Raw genomic sequence first — 18,133 nt, forward strand, 5'->3', positions numbered from 1 at the left:
GCGGGCGCTACTCTGCGGCCGGGGGGGGCTGGCTCAAACTGGGGGGGGGGCGGCCCCCCCCCCGGGGCCCCCCCCCGGCCGGGCGGGGGGGGGGGTGGGGGGGGGGGGCGCCCCCCCCCCCCCCACCCCTCATCGCTTTCTCAGCGGACGCCGCCCATGGTGGACGTGAAGGACGCCAGGTCGGTGTCGAAGCCGTGGAGCAGCTCCCGGAAGGTCCAGGGTCCGCCCGGCTGGTCCCGGGCGAACTCGGCGACCACGCAGGCCGTGCTGCCGGCCACTTCGGCGAAGTCGTGCTCCGTGAGGTCCGTGTACCCCTCGCGGATCCGGACCGAGGCATTCGCTATGTCGCCGAAGACCCTGCCCTCCGGAGGCTGCTGGATGGCCACGCCGACCACCACGCGCACGTACCTCTCGGCGAGCCGCTCCAGCTCCAGGACCATGACCTCGTCGTAGCCGAAACCCTGTCCGGTCCGGCTGTCCCTGCTGAGCGTGATCGTGCCGTCCGGGGAGCGGCTGTCGAAGTGCACGAGGTAGTCGGGCCTGCCGTAGGGGTCCTCGGAGGTGTACGTCGCGGCGACGATGTCCAGGTCGTGGGGCGACGCGCCGAGAGGGCTCGGGTCCCATCTCAGGCCGACCTCGACCTTCTCGAGCCCTTTCCTGATGTTGCTCACCGAACTCCCCCTCACCGTCGGCCGGTTGCCAGTGCTACGGACACGCTAAGGCTTCCCACTGACATCGGCCTCATGACCCGTGGCTTTGCGCCGAGCGCCCCCGCGGTGATCATTGTCGCGTGACATGGAACGAGAAGGAACTGGATGTCGAGGCGTATCTGGCCAGGATCGCCTACGAAGGGGAGACGAAGCCCGATCTGGCGACGCTGCGCGCACTGCACCGCGCGCACGTGACGGCCATCCCTTTCGAAAACCTTGAGATCATGCTCGGCCGTCCCGTTCTGCTGGACGTGGCCGCGCTACAGGACAAGATGGTGCGCCGTCCGCGCGGCGGCTACTGCTACGAACAGAACCTCCTGTTCGCCGCGGCGCTGGAGCGCATCGGCTTCTCCGTAACGGGACTTGGCGCCCGCGTGAGGGCGGGAGCGCCATCCGTGCGCCCGGTGACGCACATGCTGCTGAAGGTCGAGGCAGATGGTGAACAGTGGCACTGTGACGTCGGTTTCGGTGGCGAAGGGCTGCTCGAGCCCCTCTTGTTGCACGACGGGGTCGACGAGCGCCAAGGAGCATGGCGGTTCAGCCTGAAGAGCGAGCCGGACGGTGTGATGGTGCTCCGGACCGAGCACCCTGACGGCTGGTTCGACCTCTACTCGTACACGTCGACTCCCTGCCTTCCCGTCGACTACACCGTCATGAACCACTTCATCTCCACCCACCCCAAGTCCCCCTTCGTCCGCCGCCCCATCCTGCAGAAGGCCACTCCTGAGGTGCGCCTTCGACTGGCCGGTACGGAGCTGGTCGTTACGTCACCCGACGGCGAACTGGAGAAACGAGCCGTAACCGGAGGCGAGTTGAGGGACGTGCTCGTGCGCGAGTTCGGTATCGAGCTCAGCGAGGAGGAGCTCGCCGACCTGATCCGGGGGCACTACCCGGGAGCGTGACCCGCGCCACGCGCCGCACCGTACGATGGCGCGGTGCTGGTCAAGTGGATTCGCTGCACCGTCGTGGACCGCCGGGGATTCGAGCGGGCGCAGCGAAAGTGGGCGGGGCTTCTGGGGGAGCCGGGTTTCCGGGGACAGGGCGGGGGATGGAGTCGTGGTCGGCCGAACGTGGCGCACATCTTCGCGTTCTGGGAGAGCCGAACTTTCTACGACTCCTTCATGGCGCGCTCGCACGACCGGCTCGCGGCGGCGCAGGTGGGCACCTACAGAGACATCCAGGTGAAACTGTTCGACCACCGTTTCGACGTGAAGATGGGCTTCGAGCCGCGCTTCACGGACACCGACGTGGTGCGCGTGGCGCACTGCCGCGTCCATGAGGAGCGGGTCGAACACTTCGCGCTGATGCAGGAGAAGGTCTGGAACCCGGCGATGGCCGGCTCACCGGGCATGGTCCGTGGGCTGTTCGGTGAGGCCCCGGGGCACGAATTCCTGGTCCTGTCGATGTGGCAGTCGGCCGCCGAGCACGGCAAGTACCGTACGGAGCGCGTGGAACGGCTCTCATTGCGCGCGCAGACGGAGGCCGATGTCGCGGCGCTCGCGGGCGACGTCGTGGAGCTGGAGCCGTCCTGGACGGTGTGACACGGCTGGCCGTGCACGGGGGTTCGGGGCCTCTCTGGGGCTGAGGGCAGGTGCTGTCCGAGGCGCGCGAACGCTCCCGCGCGCGGGGGCGGCACGCGTCAGCGGTTCTCTGCAGTACTGGGCCGGTCGGGCGCTCCCACGCGGGAGCGGTCACGCGTCAGCGCCTCTGTGCGGTACTACGCCGGTCGAACGCCCCCGCGCGCGTGGCGGCCACCGCGGCGGCCGCCGACTGATCGGCGAGCGCGGCGTCGATGGGCTCCCGGGTGATGAAAAGCCGCAGCATGAGCGGCGCCGACACGGCCCGGACGAGCGCCGCCGCGTCGGTGTCCGCCGCCGTCTCGCCACGCGCCACCGCGCGCGCGACCACGGCCTCGCAGCGCGTGAACCGCTCGGTGTAGAACGCGCGCAGGGCGTCGGCCGCGCGCGGGGACTGGAATGCGGCGGCGATGAACGCGGTCGGCGCGGCGGCGTTCGCCGGGTCGGCGAACGCGTCCACGACCTCGCGGGCGAGCGCGCGCAGATCGCCTTCCAGAGTGCCGGTGTCCGGCGGCGTCCAGGTGTCCTCGCCCGCCATGTCCAGGGCGTCGGCCACCAGCCCCTCCAGGCCGCCCCAGCGGCGGTAGAGCGTCGTCTTGTGGACGCCGGAGTGCTCGGCCACGTACTCGATGGTGAGGCCCGGGTAGCCGTGGTCGCTCAGGCCGCTCAGCACCGCGTCGCGCACGGCCGCGCGGGTGCGTGCGGTGCGTCCGCCGGGGCGGCTGGTGCCGGGGGCGGGGCGCGGGTTCGAGGGGTGTGCAGGGTGCGGGGCCGCGAGGTCGGTGGTGTCCCTTTCGGTCTGGCTAGGGCGGGGGGTGGCGTCGTCCGCCGGGGCCCGGCCCTTGGGCTGCCCTCTGCGTGGCGCCCGGGCGGCGCCGCGCTTCGCCTGCGTGGCTGTGCCGGGTTGCTCGATCTCACGGGACTGCCCGGGCGTGTTCGGGTCGGCCTTGCGAATCTGACCAGCAGGAACGGCTTCGTCTGTCATAGCTCTCCCTCTGCGTGCATCGCGAACGGACATCCAATCACTACTTCAGTTGCGTTAGCGAGCTCGCCATGTCACACTCATCGTAATGCGACAAGTGTTGCGTTTGCTTGTCGGTGGGTGGATGCGGGTTGTACGGAAGCGGGGGTGACCATGCCTACTCAGATGTCAGTGCGCGGCGTGACCAAGTCCAGGGGGGACCGGCTGCTGTTCGACGACGTGTCCTTCACCGTGCGCCCGGGGGAGCGCGTGGGGGTCGTCGGGGAGAACGGCGCGGGCAAGTCCACGCTCCTGCACCTCCTCGCAGGGAGCGCGCAGCCCGACGACGGCGAGGCGGTGACCGTCGCGGAGGGCGGCGCCGGGCTCCTGGCGCAGACACCCCAACTGCCCGCCGAGCGCAGCGTCGGCGACGCGATCGACGCCGCCCTGGCTGACCTGCGCTCCATGGAGCGGCGTCTGCGCGACCTCGAAGCGGACCTCGCGGCGGCATCCGGTGCCGTGTTGGAGGAGTACGGCGACCTGCTCACCGCCTTCGAACTGCGCGGTGGTTATGACGCCGACGCCCGCGTCGACAAAGCCATGCACGGACTCGGGCTCGCCCACATCGACCGCGACCGCCGCCTGGGCAGTCTGTCCGGCGGTGAGCAGGCGAGGCTCGGCCTGGCCTGCTTGGTCGCGGCGGCCCCCGAGGTGATGTTCCTGGACGAGCCCACCAACCACCTCGACGAAAGCGCGCTGGACTGGTTGGAGACCGCCCTGATCGCGCACCGGGGCACGGTCGTCGCGGTCTCGCACGACCGCATGTTCCTGGAGCGCGTCGCCACCGCGATCCTCGAAGTGGACGACGCCCGCCGCACGGTCGTGCGCTACGGGGACGGCTATCGAGGTCTGCTCGCCGAGCGCGATGCCGCTCGGCGGCGCTGGGAACAGGCCTACGCCGAGTGGTGCGAGGAAGCGCGTCGTCTTGAGGAGTTCACGGCGACCACGGCACACGCCGTGGCCGGAGGCCGCGCCATGAAGGACAACAACAAAATGGCGTACGACCGGGCCGGAGGCCGGGTGCAGGCCTCCGTCGCGGGCCGCGTCCGCAATGCCCAGGAGCGGTTGCGTCGTCTGCGCGAACACCCCGTGCCCAAGCCGCCGGAGCCGTTGCGGTTCGCCGCGCGGCCCACGGCCGGAGCGGTCGAAGGGCCCCTGGTGACGCTCCGGGACGTGCGGGTCGGACACCGCCTCCACGTGCCGGAGCTCACGATCTCCGCAGGTGAGCGCCTGCTCGTCCACGGTGGCAATGGCGCCGGGAAGTCCACCCTCCTGCGCACCATGGCGGGTGTGCTCGACCCGGACGAGGGCATCGTCGTGCGCCGCGGCCGCATCGGCTACCTCGCCCAGGAGATCCCGGTGCGTCACCCCGCCGAGCGGGTGCTCGAAACCTTCGGCAGAGGCCTGCCGCTCACCGAGGAGGAGCAGGCCGAACTGCTGCTCTCCTATGGCCTGTTCCGGCCCCGCGATCTCCATGCCCCCGTGGGGTCACTCTCCGCCGGGCAGCGCCGCAGGCTCGCTCTCGCTCGGCTGCTCGCCCGCCCCGCCGACCTGCTGTTGCTCGACGAACCGGCCAACCATCTGGCGCTCACCCTGGTCGAAGAGCTGGAGCAGGCCCTCGACCAGTGGACCGGCGCCCTCGTGGTCGTCTCGCACGACCGACTCCTCCGCAGCCGCTTCACGGGCCGAATACTCCGGATGGAGTCCGGTCGGCTACCCGGCTGACCCATGGCCGGAGCGGCCGATCTAGGGTCGACCCATGGCTCGACCGCGGCGCATCGTCCTCGTCCGGCACGGCGAGTCGGCAGGAAACGCCGACGACACCGTGTACGAGCGCGAGCCTGACCACGCGCTCGCCCTGACCGAGACGGGGTGGCGCCAGGCGGAGGAGACCGGGAAGGGGCTGCGGGAGCTCTTCGGCCAGGAGCGGGTCAGCGTGTACCTCTCGCCGTACCGCCGCACCCACGAGACCTTCCGCGCCTTCCACCTCGCACCGGAGCAGGTGCGCGTGCGGGAGGAGCCCCGGCTGAGGGAGCAGGACTGGGGAAACTGGCAGGACCGGGACGACGTCAAGCTGCAGAAGGCCTACCGCGACGCCTACGGACACTTCTTCTACCGCTTCGCCCAGGGCGAGTCGGGCGCCGATGTGTACGACCGGGTCGGATCCTTCCTGGAGAGCCTCTTCCGCAGCTTCGAGGCCCCCGATCATCCACCGAACGTCCTGCTCGTGACGCACGGCCTGACCATGCGCCTGTTCTGCATGCGCTGGTTCCACTGGACGGTGGCCGACTTCGAATCGCTGTCCAACCCGGGCAACGGCGAGACACGGATGCTGCTGCTCGGTGAGAACGGCAAGTACACACTCGACCGACCGTTCGAGCGCTGGCGTGAGCCGGAGCCGTACGGCATCACCGGATAGAGTGACAAGGCGATGACCGCTGACCTCTCTCCTGACCAGCGCCTGGACCGCGCCCTGGCGAGCCTGCGCGGCCTGGCCGTGGGAGACGCGCTGGGCTCTCAGTTCTTCACGCCCGCGCACTACCCACTGCTCAAGCGGCGCGAGCTGCCGGACGGGCCCTGGCCCTGGACCGACGACACCGAGATGGCGTGCTCCGTGCTGGCCGTCCTCACCACCCACGGCCGCATCGACCAGGACGCCCTGGCCCGCTCCTTCGCCGAGCACCACCACGTGGACCGGGGGTACGGCCCGGCTGTCAACCGCCTCCTCGACCAGATCCGGGGCGGTGGGGACTGGCGCGAGCTGGCCTCCGCCCTGTTCAAGGGGCAGGGCTCCTGGGGCAACGGCGCGTCCATGCGGATCGCGCCGCTCGGCGCCTGGTACGCCACCGACCCGGAGCAGGCCACGCATCAGGCGGAGATCTCGGCCTATACGACCCATCAGCACCGGGAGGCCGTCGTCGGGGCCATGGCGGTCGCCGCCGCGGCCGCACTGGCGGCCGACCCGGAAGGGCCGCCGACCTCCAAGGCGCTTCTCGACGGTGTCATCGCCCTGGTGCCCCGCAGCGCCGTGGGTGCGGGCCTTCGCCGGGCCCGGGACATGCTCGACTACGACGACTCCGGGACGGTCGCCGCCGTCCTCGGATGCGGCCGCCGTACGACGGCCCACGACACGGTGCCCTTCGCGCTGTGGTCGGCGGCCCGTGCGCTGGACGACTACGAGCGGGCGTTCTGGGCCACGGTGGCTGTGGGCGGCGACATGGACACCACCTGCGCCATCGTCGGCGGAGTCGTGGCGGCCGCCGGTGGCACGCCACCGGCGGCGTGGCTGGAGCGGACAGAGGCGCTGCCCGAGTGGGTGCCCACGGAGGGGCACTGACCCGCTGGGGCGCGCGGAAGGGGGCCGCTGACGTGCTGGGGACGCGCGGGGCCGGGTGGGCCGGTCGGCAGGCCAGGAAGAAGCCCGCCGGGCGTCGGGCCCGGTCTGCCCCGCCGTCGCCGGCGGCCCGGCACCCACGGCTGGCTTCAGCCCCCGGAGGGACCCGCGGCGCTCGCCGTACCCGCGAGCGCGTCCAGGTCGCTCTTGCGCACCCGGATGACCAGCAGTGCGGTCACCAGGGCGAGCACGGCCATGGCCACGGCCGGGAGGAAGGCCGTGGAAATGCCCTTGGACAGCACCTCGTGGCCCCACGGCGCGGGGAGCTCGTGGGACTTGGCGAAGGCGGCCTTCTGCTCCGGTGAGGCCTTCGCCATGAAGTCCGGGATCTGCTCCTTGGCCTCGTCCCGGCTCGCCGTGCCGAAGACCGTGGTCAGGATGGAGAGACCGAGCGAACCACCCACCTGCTGGGTCGCGTTGAGCAGGCCCGACGCGGCACCCGCCTCGTGCACGGCGACTCCGGAGACCGCCGTCAGCGTCAGCGTCACGAAGTTCAGGCCCATGCCGAAGCCGAACAGCAGCATCGGACCAAGGACCCCGCTGAGGTATGAGCTGTCCGGGGTGATGAACGTCTGCCAGCCGAGCCCCAGAGCGACGATCGACGAGCCGGTCACCATGAAGGGCTTGGGCCCGAGCACCGGCAGCAACCGCTGCGAGAGGCCCGCGCCGACCACGATCGCGGCCGTGACGGGCAGGAAGGCCAGGCCCGCCTGGATGGGCGTGTAGTCCAGCACGTTCTGGACGAAGAGCACGATGAAAAAGAACATGCCGAACATCGCCGCCGCCAGGCTCAGCATGATCACGTACGTGCCCGAGCGGTTGCGGTCGGCGAACATCCGGAGCGGAGTGATCGGCTCCTTGGCGCGGCTCTCGATGAGGACGAACGCCAGGAGCAGGACGACCGCGGCCCCGAACGACCCGAGTGTGAGGCCGTCGCGCCAGCCGTCCTCGGACGCCCTGATGAAGCCGTAGACCAGGGAGGCCATGCCCGCGGTCGAGGTCAGGGCGCCCACGAAGTCGAAGCGGCCCGGGTGCCGCTCGGACTCGCTGATGTAGAGGGGGGTCAGGAAGGCGATCAGAACGCCGATGGGGACGTTCACGAACAGCACCCAGCGCCAGTCGAGCCACTCGGTGAGCATGCCGCCCGCCAGCAGACCGATGGCGCCGCCGCCCGCGGAGACGGCCGCGAAGACGCCGAAGGCGCGGTTGCGCGCCGGGCCCTCGGGGAACGTCGTCGTGATCAGTGCGAGCGAGGTGGGCGACGCGATCGCGCCACCGACGCCCTGTAGGGCGCGTGCCGCAAGGAGTTGCCACGGCTCCTGGGCGAATCCGCCGAGGAGCGAGGCGAACGTGAACAGCAGGATGCCGAACATGAAGACCCGGCGGCGGCCGAGGATGTCACCGGCACGGCCGCCGAGCAGCAGCAGGCCACCGAAGGTGAGCGTGTACGCACTGACGACCCAGGTGAGGTCCGTCGTCGAGAACTCCAGCGCGTCCTGGATGTGCGGGAGCGCGATGTTCACAATCGTCGCGTCCAGGACCACCATGAGTTGGCAGGCGGCGATGATGGTGAGGGCCACGCCGGGGTGCCCCTCCCGGCGGGCGGCACCGGGCTTTTGATCTTGCGTTAACTGAGAGGTTGTCACTATGAGACCCCCGCAAGTGCGTTAGTGAACGCATCCGTTCACTGCCGCGCCCCACGGTAGTGAACCCCGAAGAGTGAACGCAACCGTTCACTGGGGGCTACCTCGAATCCTCAACGGAGAGATGTAGATGCCTACTTCGCGTTGGAAGACCGCTTCCGCTCAGGTGGTCTCCTCGCGCCGCCGGGGGCCCGTGCTGGAGCGCGCGATTCTCGATTCCGCGCTGGAGCAGCTCAGTACGGTCGGCTGGAACGGCCTCACGATGGAAGGTGTGGCCGCGGGTGCCCAGACGGGCAAAGCCGCGGTCTACCGTCGCTGGCCGTCCAAGGAGGACCTCGTCATCCACGCCCTGCAGGCCGGACTGCCCAAGCTCGACGAGGTGCCGGACTGCGGCAGCGTTCGGGAAGACCTACTGCAGCTGTGCCGCCAGATGCGCGCGGCCATGACCTCCCGCCCCGGTTACGCCCTGCTCGCAGTCCTTCACGAATGTGACACGGCAACCGCCGAGCGCTTCCATGAGGTGATCGTCGAGGGTGTGATCGAGCCGAGTGTGGAACTCATCCAGCAGGTCATGCGGCGTGGAATCGAGCGCGGAGAAGTCCGTTCCGGAGCGACGGACAAGTACGTCTGCGATGTGATTCCGGCCATGATGATGTACCAGTCAAAGGTGTGCGGGAGCGAATGGCCCGACCAGGAATTCGCAGACCTCATCGACCAGGTCATGGTCCCGCTGCTCCGCCCGTAGATCTTCCCGGGGCTTCACCCGCGGGTGCCGTGGCGTGAACCGGGCCGGGGTGAGGCCAACCGGGGTGTCGCGAGTGGTCACCGGCGGCGTACGCTGTCAGGCGCCATGCCGTACGAAGCACCCACCCATACCGTCGAGCGCTCCTTGCGCGCCACCACCGGAGCGAAGATCGTCGCCGGTGTCGACGAGGTCGGACGCGGAGCGTGGGCGGGCCCGGTCACCGTCTGCGCGGCGGTCACGGGACTGCGCAGGCCACCCGCGGGGCTCACCGACTCTAAGTTGATCAACCCCAAGCGGCGGGCCGAGCTCGCCCAGGAGCTGACGGGGTGGGTCACGGCACACGCGCTGGGTCACTCTTCGCCGGAGGAGATCGATGATCTGGGCATGACGGCAGCGCTGCGGCTCGCCGCGGTCCGCGCCCTCGAAGCGCTGCCGGTGCGGCCGGACGCGGTCATCCTCGACGGGAAGCACGACTACCTCGGAGATCCGTGGCGGGTCCGTACGGTGATCAAGGGCGACCAGTCCTGCGTGGCCGTCGCGGCGGCATCGGTGATCGCCAAGGTTCAGCGCGACAAAATGATGGCCGAACTGGGCATCGAACATGCAGACTTCGGTTTTGCGGCCAACGCCGGCTATCCGTCCCCGGTGCACAAGGCCGCGCTGGCGGAACGGGGGCCCACCCCGTACCACCGGCTTTCGTGGGCGTATCTTGATGCGCTGCCCCAGTGGCGGCACCTCAAGAAAGCCCGCAGCTGGGCGGAGGGAAACGTTCCGGAAATCAAGGGCCAGCTCGGCTTTGAGTTCTGATGTTTTCCGCGGTTCCAGCCGCACTCATGTGCCACCCGCCGACGCGCGTCGCATCGGCGTTTGATAGACAACAACGCATGCCTCTCATTCCCGAGGAGCCTCAGATTCACGAGAGTGCCCAGGGTCCCCGCGCCGCTTCGGCCAACAGCCGCACCGCGCCGACCCCCCGCCCCGTACCCGGTCCGCGTCCCGCGGCTCCGTCGCGTCCCGGCCGCCCCGGCCCCGCGCGGCCGATGCCGCCCGCGCAGCGCGCGACGCGCGAGCCGGCCGTCAAGCCAGGGCCGCAGGCCCCGGCCGTGAAGCCGGGGCCCGCCGCTCCGGTCGCCCCGGAAGCCTCGGCCGACGGCGCCGCGGCTCCGCAGATCCAGCTGATCCCGGCCTCCGCCGACGGCGCCCTCGACGCCGCCGAGGAAGCCGTCGACCTGCTGCTCGACTCGGGTCGTGCTCCGGGTGATGTCCTGGTGGTCACCACCGGCGAGCTTCACCCGTGGGCCGCGCACGAGCTGTCCTTCGGCGAGGACGCCTACTGGGCCCAGCACGAGGCGGGTGACGACGTCTTCTACGCCGACGCCGCCGCCCTGTCCCGCGCCACGGCCCGCCCCGCCGTCGTCGTCGCACTCAACGGCGGCAGCGAGGAGGTCGAGGTCGCGGCCCTGCCCGCGGCGCTCGGCCGGGCCAGCGCCCTGCTGATCGTCTGCGGCGACCCGCAGCGCATCAACGCCATGCTGGGCGCGAGCGTCTGACGCTCCCGCCCGGCGGGCGAGCCGCGGTGCGTACGCCGCGGCCCGGGGGATCCACAGCCGTAGGGGTGCCGCACTGCGCTCACCCCTGCCCTGCGGCGGTGCGCCGACGCGCATGGGGCCTCAGGGGCCGCGCCACGCGGTACTTGAGGCACTTCACGGTGTGGTCGACTGCCCTATGACCTCACTATGTCGCCTGGGCCTCACCGCGACGTCACGCGCCGCCTGGGCTCACCGCGCCACTGAGGTCTACCGCGCCGCGACGCGCCGTAACATCTCGGACGCCGCGCCCCCGGTCCGCAGCTGACGCGGATCGCCCGCCGCGGTTCCAGCGCCCGAGGCGTGGGCCGTACCGGCGAGGTCCTCGGGCGGCGAACCGGCGCTCGGCCTACGCCCCCCGCGGCCTTCGCCGAGGACCTGCCAACCCTCCCGGGTCAGCGTGATGTACGCCCCGCACCGCAGGCCGTGCAGCGTGCAGGCGTCCCGCAGCCCCCACATCCACGCGCCGTCCTCCTGCGTCCAACGCCCGTCGCCGTCACGGCAGTAGAGCAGTACGGCGGTGCGCACCGGGGTGCGGCGGCGCAGGTCGTGGGGGATGACCCGGCGCAACTGGGCGAGCAGCGCGTTACGGAACACCCATCCGTCCACCGCGCTCGCCCGTCGGGCGAACGACGCGGAGGCTCTGACCCGCTCCTCCGGATCGAGTACGGCCACGATCGCGGTGGCCTGGGTGGGCCGGTGCCGGGCGTACAGTCCGCTCACGACCTCGCGCGGGTTCCGGAGCAGGGGGATCTCGGCGGCCGACCACTCTGAGGGCTCGAGCATCCGGGTGGGTTGTCGACCGGTGTCGGTCGTCGCGGCAGCGGCCAGGGAATCCGATGCCGACGCCGCAGCGGACGGAGCGAATCCGAAGGTCACGGTCCTCCCTTCGGCTACGCGCCCCCAAGGAGGGCGGGGTCGGACTGGGGGGAGCGCACCGCGACACAGCCCTACCGGACCACGGGGAGCCGCGCGGGAGCGGTACCAATTCTTCCCGTCGTACTGGCTTGCGGCAACGAGCAATTGAAGCCGCCTGACCAGTATCCGCCGATACGTCTTGCATATCCCTACCCAGAACATCGCACGGTCATGCGGACGTCACCCCTGCACGGCCAGGACCAGCGGCAACACCCCCTTCGCCCCTGCCCGTCGGAGCATGCGCGCGGAGACCGCGAGTGTCCAGCCGGTCTCCGTCGCGTCGTCGACGAGGAGCACGGGGCCGTCCGCCTCCTGGAGGGCCGCGGCCAGCGCGGGCGGCACGACCAGGGCGCCGTCCAGGGCGCGCAGTCGCTGGGCGCTGTTGCTCCTCGGCACCCGTACGCCCGCCGCCTCGGCGGCGTACTCCAGCCCACCGAGCAGCGGAAGGCGGCCGATCTCCGCGATCCGCGCCCCGAGCGACTGGATCAGCTGGGGCTTCGAGCGGGAGGGCATCGTCACCACGCCCACCGGCCGGGGCCCGGCGTCGGGGCCGCCCGACGCCCAGCCGCCCGGGCCCTTGGCCCAGTCGGCCAGTACTTCCACCACGGCCTTGGTGACGTCGTCGGGCACCGGGGTGTCCGGCGCCTGGGGCGCGAGCATCGGACGAAGGCGGTTGCCCCAGCCGATGTCCGACAGGCGCCCCAGGGCCCGGCCCGAGGAGGCCTGTTCCCCAGCGGGAATGCGGCCCTTGAGGGTCATGCCCACGGCGGCGAGTCCGGTGGGCCACATCTTGCGGGGCTCGACCTCCACTCCGGGCCGGGCGAGCTCACCCCGCGCCGAATCCAGGGCCGTGGACGAGACGGCCTCGTCGAAGCGGCCCCCCGCGCAGTTGTCACAGCGGCCGCACGGCGCGGCTTCCTCGTCGTCCAGCTGGCGGCGCAGGAACTCCATGCGACAGGACGTGGTCGTGGCGTACTCGCGCATGGCCTGCTGCTCGGCCTGCCGCTGTTTGGCGACCCAGGCGTAGCGCTCGGTGTCGTACGTCCAGGGAGCGCCCGTGGCGATCCAGCCACCTTGCACCCGGCGTACCGCACCGTCGACGTCGAGGACCTTGAGCATCGTCTCCAGGCGTGATCTGCGCAGCTCGACCAGCGGCTCCAGGGCGGGCAGCGACAGGGGGCGGTCCGCCTGACTGAGGACTTCCAGGGTGCGACGCACCTGCTCCTCGGGCGGGAAGGCCAGGGAGGCGAAGTAGTTCCAGATCGCCGTGTCCTCCTGGCCGGGCAGGAGCAGCACCTCCGCGTGGTCGACGCCGCGCCCGGCGCGGCCCACCTGCTGGTAGTAGGCGATCGGTGAGGAGGGCGAGCCGAGATGGATGACGAAGCCCAGGTCGGGCTTGTCGAACCCCATCCCGAGCGCGGAGGTGGCGACCAGGGCCTTCACGCGGTTGGCGAGGAGGTCCTCCTCCGCCTGCTGCCGGTCGGCGTTCTCCGTCTTGCCGGTGTACGAGGTGACGACGTGGCCGCGCTGGCGGAGGTAGGTGGTGACCTCCTCGGTGGCGGCGACCGTGAGGGTGTAGATGATTCCGGAGCCCGGCAGGTCGTCCAGGTGGTCAGCGAGCCAGGCCAGCCGGTGCGCCGCGTTCGGCAGTTGGAGCACGCCGAGGCTCAGGCTCTCCCGGTCGAGCGGACCTCTCAGGACGAGGGCGTCCGATCCGCCGCCGGTGCCGAGCTGGTCGGCGACGTCCGCCGTCACGCGCGCGTTGGCCGTCGCCGTCGTGGCCAGGACAGGGACGCCGGGCGGGAGGTCGGCGAGCATGGTGCGCAGTCGGCGGTAGTCGGGCCGGAAGTCGTGACCCCAGTCGGAGATGCAGTGGGCCTCGTCGACCACCAGCAGGCCGGTCGCGGCGGCGAGCTTGGGCAGGACCTGGTCGCGGAACTCCGGGTTGTTGAGCCGCTCCGGGCTCACGAGCAGCACGTCGACGTCGCCCGCCGCGACCTCGGCCTGGATGGTGTCCCACTCCTCGGTGTTCGACGAGTTGATCGTGCGGGCGCGGATACCGGCCCGTGCCGCCGACTCGACCTGGTTCCGCATGAGCGCGAGCAGGGGAGAGACGATCACGGTCGGACCGCTGCCGCGCTCCCGCAGCAGCGCGGTCGCGACGAAGTACACCGCTGACTTGCCCCAGCCGGTGCGCTGCACGACGAGCGCGCGCCGCTTCTCCGCAACCAGAGCCTCGATGGCTCTCCACTGGTCCTCGCGCAGACGCGGGCCGTCCGGCGGCCGCGTCCCGTCGGACGCGGGGGAGGGGCCGCCGACGAGGCGGGCGAGGACGGCGTCGGCCGCCGTGCGCAGGTCTTCGTTGCTCATGGCTCCATGCAACCCGATGGGTCGGACATCCGGCGAACGCGACCGCCAGACTGTGGATAACTCTTGGCGTGGCCCTGCTCAGGGTTATCCACAGCCATAACCGGAGGCATTGATTCCGGTGCAGAGTCGGCACATGACCCATCGCAGCGAATCAGCAGACCCGATCGACGAGACCGTCGTCACCCTCCGCACGCCCGCCGAACTAGCCGACGCCTTGCCGTACTTGCTCGGCTTCCGGCCCGAGAACAGCGTGGTCCTCATCGCCCTGCACGGCCCGCGAGGCCGATTCGGCGGACGGGTGCGCCTCGGCATCCCGGAGCGCCCGGACGACTGGCCGTCCGTCGCCGAGCAACTGGCCCAGTGCCTCGTGAGCGGATGCGAGCGGCGCGAGGCCCGGCCGGACGGAGTCGTCGCCTTCCTCTGCCAGGAGCCGGAAGCGTTCGCGGGGGACGCTTCCGGTCAGCAGGTCATGGAGCGCCTCAAGCCGCTGGCCCAGGCGCTCCGCACCGAGTGCGGAGACCTCGACGTTCCCGTCCTCGAAGTCGTGTGCGTCTCCGACGGCCGCTTCTGGACGTACTGCTGCCCGGACCAGCGCTGCTGCCCCACCGAAGGCACCCCCTTGCTCCCGGCGGGGACGTCGGTGCTGGCTGCCGCCACCGTGTACGCGGGCTTCCAGGTCGGTCCCGCGCAGGGGCGGATCAGGGCCCGGCTCGCTCCCTGGCGGACCGCCGCCGCAAGCGACCAGGCGCGCGTGCTCCATGACACGGCGTGCGCACTCGTGCCCAGGATCCTCGACGACGGCGGTCACGCCGAAGTCGCCGCCGAGACTCTCGACCTTGCCCGTCGCGTCATGGCCCGCTTGGCCGCCGCACCTCCCATCGCCGACACGCTCGAAGCCGACGTCTACGACGACGAGCTGATCGGCCACGAGGAGGCCGCCGCGCTGATCCTCGGGCTTCAGGACCGCACGACCCGCGACCGCGCCGCCGAGTGGATGGAAGGGGACGAGGCAGCTCCGGCCCTCAGGCTCTGGCGCGCCCTGGCCCGGCGCTGCGTCCGGGAGTACCGAGAACACGCCGCCGCGCCCCTGACCCTCGCGGGCTGGGTGGCCTGGTCCCTCGGCGACCTCGCCGAAGGCCAGGAAGCGCTCACGATGGCGTTGATCGCCGATCCGCACTATGCCTTCGCCCTGCTCCTGCACCCGGCGTGCAGCGCGGATGACGACCCGGAGCCGATCCGCCGCATTCTGCGCGGCGAGCGCGCTCAGCGGGACGCGACGGAACAAGGACGGAGCCCCGTCCGATCCGACGTCCGGCAGTACGCCGAAGCAGCCGCGAACGTCGGCGGCGCCAAGAGCGCCGAGACCAGCGGAGCCCAGCGCGTTGAGGTGCCGGAGCACGACCGTCGGGAGGCCGACAACGCCGAGGGTGACGTGAGCGCTGAGAAGCCCGAGGTAGGTACTGAGAAGCCCAACCTGGACACCGAGAAGCCCGACCTGGGCACTGAGAAGTCCGACGTGGGCACTAAGGAGCCCAGCAAGACGGAAGAGGCCGAGGACCAGAAGGCCCCCGGAGCGCCGGAAGTCGCACCGCCCGGGAGCTCGCCGGACCGCCCGGACAGCACAGACCCTCTTGATCACGCAGGGGTCGGCGTCGGCACCAGGACGGCGCCCCGGGGACGTCGGCGCCCGCCGCGCACTTCCGGCCCGGGCTCCCGACCCGTCGGCGGCGCGGGCACGGGACCGCGGAACCGGCGGGACACGATCCGCCGTGGCGCAAGGCACGACCGGTGACCACATCGGCGGCCGGGCCCCGGTCGGAGTCCGCGGCCAAGCCTCGGCCCAAAGCAGTCTGCGGTCCCCGGCCGAAGCGTTCGTTGCTGGCGCGTGCGGCGCAGGCCGCCCTGCGAATGCACCGCCGGATGGGCGGCTTCCTGGAACACATGCGTGACTTGGGGCGGCCCCGTGCCGTTCACCTGAGTGGCGGTACCCGCGTCCTCGTCGTGACGCTGTTCCGTGACCGAGTCTCCGTAGCGCAGAGAACGCAGAAGTGGCTGCCCCATGTCCGTTCCCGCCTCGTCTCCTGTCTCCCCTTGGCCCGAGAGAAGCGGCGGCCCGGAACCGCACGCCTCCCGGGCACCCGTGTCGGCCCCCAGGCGCCCAGCCAGCGGCCACGCGCCCGGCCCCGGGCCGCGTCGCTCCGCCGCGCTGCCGCCCGTGCACGACGCGCTGGTCTGCGTCGCCCTTCCCGCGCTCGCCGTCTCCACGGACCAGGGTCAGCTGAACGGCCGGGGACTGGAGGGGTTCTATCGCGCGGGCCGTCGTATGCTGTCCCGCTGCCAGGTACGCGTGGCCGGGCGCGAGCCGATCGCCGTACAGGCGCGGATGCTCTCGGCGGACAGCGCCCGCTTCGTGGCGGCCCTCCTTCCCTCGGCGGACGGAGGGCCGGACCCGGACGTCGTCGTGGAGCGGACCCGACACGCCGACGGCACCGAAAGGATCACGCTGCACAGCTCGGCCAGCCGCCCCCTGAGGCTGCCCGTCGAGGTGTCGCTGGGCACGGACCTGGCGGAGCTCGGCGCGGTCGCGTCCGGCCGCGCCGGTCCGGAACTGCCCGCCAGCGTCCACGACTCGGGCATGCGCTGGTCCTCCGGGGAAGGCCACTGCGTGGTGACGGCCGTCCCGGCGCCCAAGGACGCGCTGGCCTCCGCGGGCCTGCTGCGCTGGGAGGTGCACCTGCCACCGGGCGGCAGCCAGAGCGTGGAGCTGCGGGTGCGGCCGCACGGCGCGGGGCCCCTGAGACCGGTGGGGCACGGGGTGACCAGCCCGCTGTCCTCGGCCCAAGCGACCGGGGACGACCCCACCGTCCAGCGTCTGCTGGACACCTCGGTGGCGGACCTCAGGGCCCTGCTGCTGCGCGACCCGGCCCACCCCGCGGACCTGTACGTGGCCGCCGGAGCGCCCTGGCGGTGCGGCCTCGCGCCCGCCGAGGCCCTCACGGCCGCGCGGATGGTGCTGCCGCTCGGCACCCGCCTCGCGGAGAGCACGCTGCGTGCGCTCGCCCGCGACCAGATCACCCGCTCCGGGCCCTGCGCGGGCATGATCCCGGGGCCGATGCGGGACACCGGCCCCCATCTGCCGCCCGGGTGCACGGGAGTGGAGGCCACCCTGCTGTTCCCCACCCTTCTCGCCGAGGCGTGGCGCTGGGGGATGCCGGAGGCAGACGTCGCGGAGCTGCTGGTGCCGGCGGAGCGCTGTCTGCGGTGGCTCCTCGAAGGCAGCGCGGCCGGGGAATTCGTGCGGGATGCCCACCCGGACGCCCCGCCCTGCGGGCCGGTGCGCTGCGAGATCCAAGCGCACGCGCACCGAGCGGCACTGCTGGGGGCCGACCTCCTCGACGCGATCAAGGGCTCGGGAGGCGCGGAGCTGCGGCAGTGGGCGGAGCGGCTGCGGACCCGGTTCCAGAGGGCGTTCTGGGTGGAGGACCGGACGGGCGGCAGGCCCGCCGTGGCACTCGAGCCCGACGGGCGGCCCTTGCCGTACCTCACCGGCGCCGCGGCCCACCTCCTGGACACGGGGCTCCTCGGATCCGGCGAGCTCGCGCCCGGCCTGCTCGACAAGGTGCAGACCGAGCAGGTCGCGAGGCTCCTTGGCGGGCCTGTCATGGACTCGGGCTGGGGCCTGCGCAGCCTGGGCTCGAAGGAAGCGGCGTACAACCCCTTCGGGCACCGTGGCGGGGCGGTCCGGGTCCACGAGACGGCCACGGCCGTCACGGGCCTGGCGGCGGCGGGCTACGAGAAGGAAGCCAGCGCCCTGCTGCGAGGAGCACTGGATGCCGCTGCTGCCTTCGGGTTCCGGCTGCCGGAGATGTACGGCGGCGAGCAGCGGGTGGCCGGGAGCGCACCGCTCCCACACCCCGCGGCCTGCCGCCCTGCGGCCGTCAGTGCCGCGGCCGGAGTGCAGCTCCTGACCGTGCTGGCCGGGATCCGCCCGGACGCTCCGGCAGGCACGGTGACGCTCCGGCCGGTCCGTAGCGCGCCCTTGGGAGAGCTGGGCCTGACGGCGCTGCGCGTGTCCGGCGCACCCTTCTCCGTGCGCGTCAGCAGGCTCGGTCTCGCCATGGTGGAGGAGGCAGCCGACGGGCTGCAGTTGGGGGTGTGATGTTGCTGAG

Annotated in this window: 14 protein-coding genes and 1 pseudogene; 10 read left to right on the forward strand and 5 right to left on the reverse strand. The window is 71.8% G+C overall.

Features of this window, described 5'->3' with window-relative positions; genetic code table 11:
- Positions 1-140: 140 nt before the first annotated feature.
- Positions 141-671, reverse strand: a complete 531-nt coding sequence (locus ACIG3E_RS38590) for a TerD family protein (protein ID WP_399625410.1) — start codon at positions 669-671, stop codon at positions 141-143.
- 119 nt (positions 672-790) lie between these two features.
- Between ACIG3E_RS38590 and ACIG3E_RS38595 the strand changes: the two genes are divergently transcribed.
- Together ACIG3E_RS38595 and ACIG3E_RS38600 are read left to right on the forward strand one after the other, a co-directional pair.
- On the forward strand, positions 791-1,612 hold the full coding sequence (locus tag ACIG3E_RS38595; RefSeq protein WP_399625413.1) for an arylamine N-acetyltransferase: 822 nt from the start codon (positions 791-793) through the stop codon (positions 1,610-1,612).
- 33 nt (positions 1,613-1,645) lie between these two features.
- Positions 1,646-2,251, forward strand: coding sequence for a YdbC family protein (locus tag ACIG3E_RS38600; RefSeq protein ID WP_399625415.1), 606 nt, complete (start codon positions 1,646-1,648; stop codon positions 2,249-2,251).
- A 157-nt stretch (positions 2,252-2,408) separates the two neighbouring features.
- On the opposite strand, the pseudogene ACIG3E_RS38605 reads toward ACIG3E_RS38600, so the two are convergent.
- Positions 2,409-3,032: pseudogene (locus tag ACIG3E_RS38605) on the reverse strand (TetR/AcrR family transcriptional regulator C-terminal ligand-binding domain-containing protein); the annotation flags it as partial.
- Positions 3,033-3,422: 390 nt separating this feature from the next.
- Here ACIG3E_RS38605 and abc-f point away from each other — a divergent pair.
- The 3 genes from abc-f to ACIG3E_RS38620 are packed head-to-tail and all read left to right on the forward strand — an operon-like array spanning position 3,423 to position 6,645.
- The gene (gene abc-f / locus ACIG3E_RS38610; protein WP_399625538.1) at positions 3,423-5,033 is read left to right on the forward strand and encodes a ribosomal protection-like ABC-F family protein; all 1,611 of its coding nucleotides are present in this window, start codon (positions 3,423-3,425) and stop codon (positions 5,031-5,033) included.
- A gap of 34 nt (positions 5,034-5,067) precedes the next feature.
- Positions 5,068-5,727 (forward strand): histidine phosphatase family protein, encoded by a 660-nt coding sequence (locus ACIG3E_RS38615; RefSeq protein WP_399625417.1) that lies wholly within the window; start codon positions 5,068-5,070, stop codon positions 5,725-5,727.
- A 12-nt stretch (positions 5,728-5,739) separates the two neighbouring features.
- Positions 5,740-6,645, forward strand: coding sequence for an ADP-ribosylglycohydrolase family protein (locus ACIG3E_RS38620; RefSeq protein ID WP_399625419.1), 906 nt, complete (start codon positions 5,740-5,742; stop codon positions 6,643-6,645).
- 146 nt (positions 6,646-6,791) lie between these two features.
- Here the strand turns inward: ACIG3E_RS38620 and ACIG3E_RS38625 are convergent, their stop codons facing one another.
- Positions 6,792-8,348 (reverse strand): MFS transporter, encoded by a 1,557-nt coding sequence (locus tag ACIG3E_RS38625; protein ID WP_242724614.1) that lies wholly within the window; start codon positions 8,346-8,348, stop codon positions 6,792-6,794.
- A gap of 127 nt (positions 8,349-8,475) precedes the next feature.
- On the opposite strand from ACIG3E_RS38625, the gene ACIG3E_RS38630 reads away from it, so the two are divergent.
- The 3 genes from ACIG3E_RS38630 (at position 8,476) to ACIG3E_RS38640 (ending at position 10,640) form a co-directional block, all read left to right on the forward strand.
- Positions 8,476-9,090: a TetR/AcrR family transcriptional regulator gene (locus ACIG3E_RS38630; protein ID WP_399625422.1), complete on the forward strand. Its 615-nt coding sequence runs from the start codon at positions 8,476-8,478 to the stop codon at positions 9,088-9,090.
- A 105-nt stretch (positions 9,091-9,195) separates the two neighbouring features.
- Positions 9,196-9,897, forward strand: a complete 702-nt coding sequence (locus tag ACIG3E_RS38635; RefSeq protein ID WP_138962204.1) for a ribonuclease HII — start codon at positions 9,196-9,198, stop codon at positions 9,895-9,897.
- A 77-nt stretch (positions 9,898-9,974) separates the two neighbouring features.
- Positions 9,975-10,640 (forward strand): hypothetical protein, encoded by a 666-nt coding sequence (locus ACIG3E_RS38640; RefSeq protein WP_399625424.1) that lies wholly within the window; start codon positions 9,975-9,977, stop codon positions 10,638-10,640.
- Between the two features lie 246 nt (positions 10,641-10,886).
- Here ACIG3E_RS38640 and ACIG3E_RS38645 read toward each other — a convergent pair whose 3' ends face one another.
- Complete coding sequence (locus ACIG3E_RS38645) at positions 10,887-11,555, reverse strand: hypothetical protein (protein WP_399625426.1); 669 nt, start codon at positions 11,553-11,555, stop codon at positions 10,887-10,889.
- 219 nt (positions 11,556-11,774) lie between these two features.
- The gene (locus tag ACIG3E_RS38650; protein WP_399625428.1) at positions 11,775-13,964 is read right to left on the reverse strand and encodes a RecQ family ATP-dependent DNA helicase; all 2,190 of its coding nucleotides are present in this window, start codon (positions 13,962-13,964) and stop codon (positions 11,775-11,777) included.
- 133 nt (positions 13,965-14,097) lie between these two features.
- Between ACIG3E_RS38650 and ACIG3E_RS38655 the strand changes: the two genes are divergently transcribed.
- Complete coding sequence (locus ACIG3E_RS38655; protein ID WP_399625430.1) at positions 14,098-15,756, forward strand: DUF4192 family protein; 1,659 nt, start codon at positions 14,098-14,100, stop codon at positions 15,754-15,756.
- A gap of 414 nt (positions 15,757-16,170) precedes the next feature.
- Positions 16,171-18,123 carry a glycogen debranching N-terminal domain-containing protein gene (locus ACIG3E_RS38660; protein WP_399625540.1) on the forward strand — a complete coding sequence of 651 codons (1,953 nt, stop codon included), beginning with the start codon at positions 16,171-16,173 and terminating at the stop codon, positions 18,121-18,123.
- Positions 18,124-18,133: the final 10 nt, after the last annotated feature.

It is taken from the genome of Streptomyces sp. NPDC053474, from assembly GCF_044544845.1.
Taxonomy (GTDB): Bacteria; Actinomycetota; Actinomycetes; order Streptomycetales; family Streptomycetaceae; genus Streptomyces.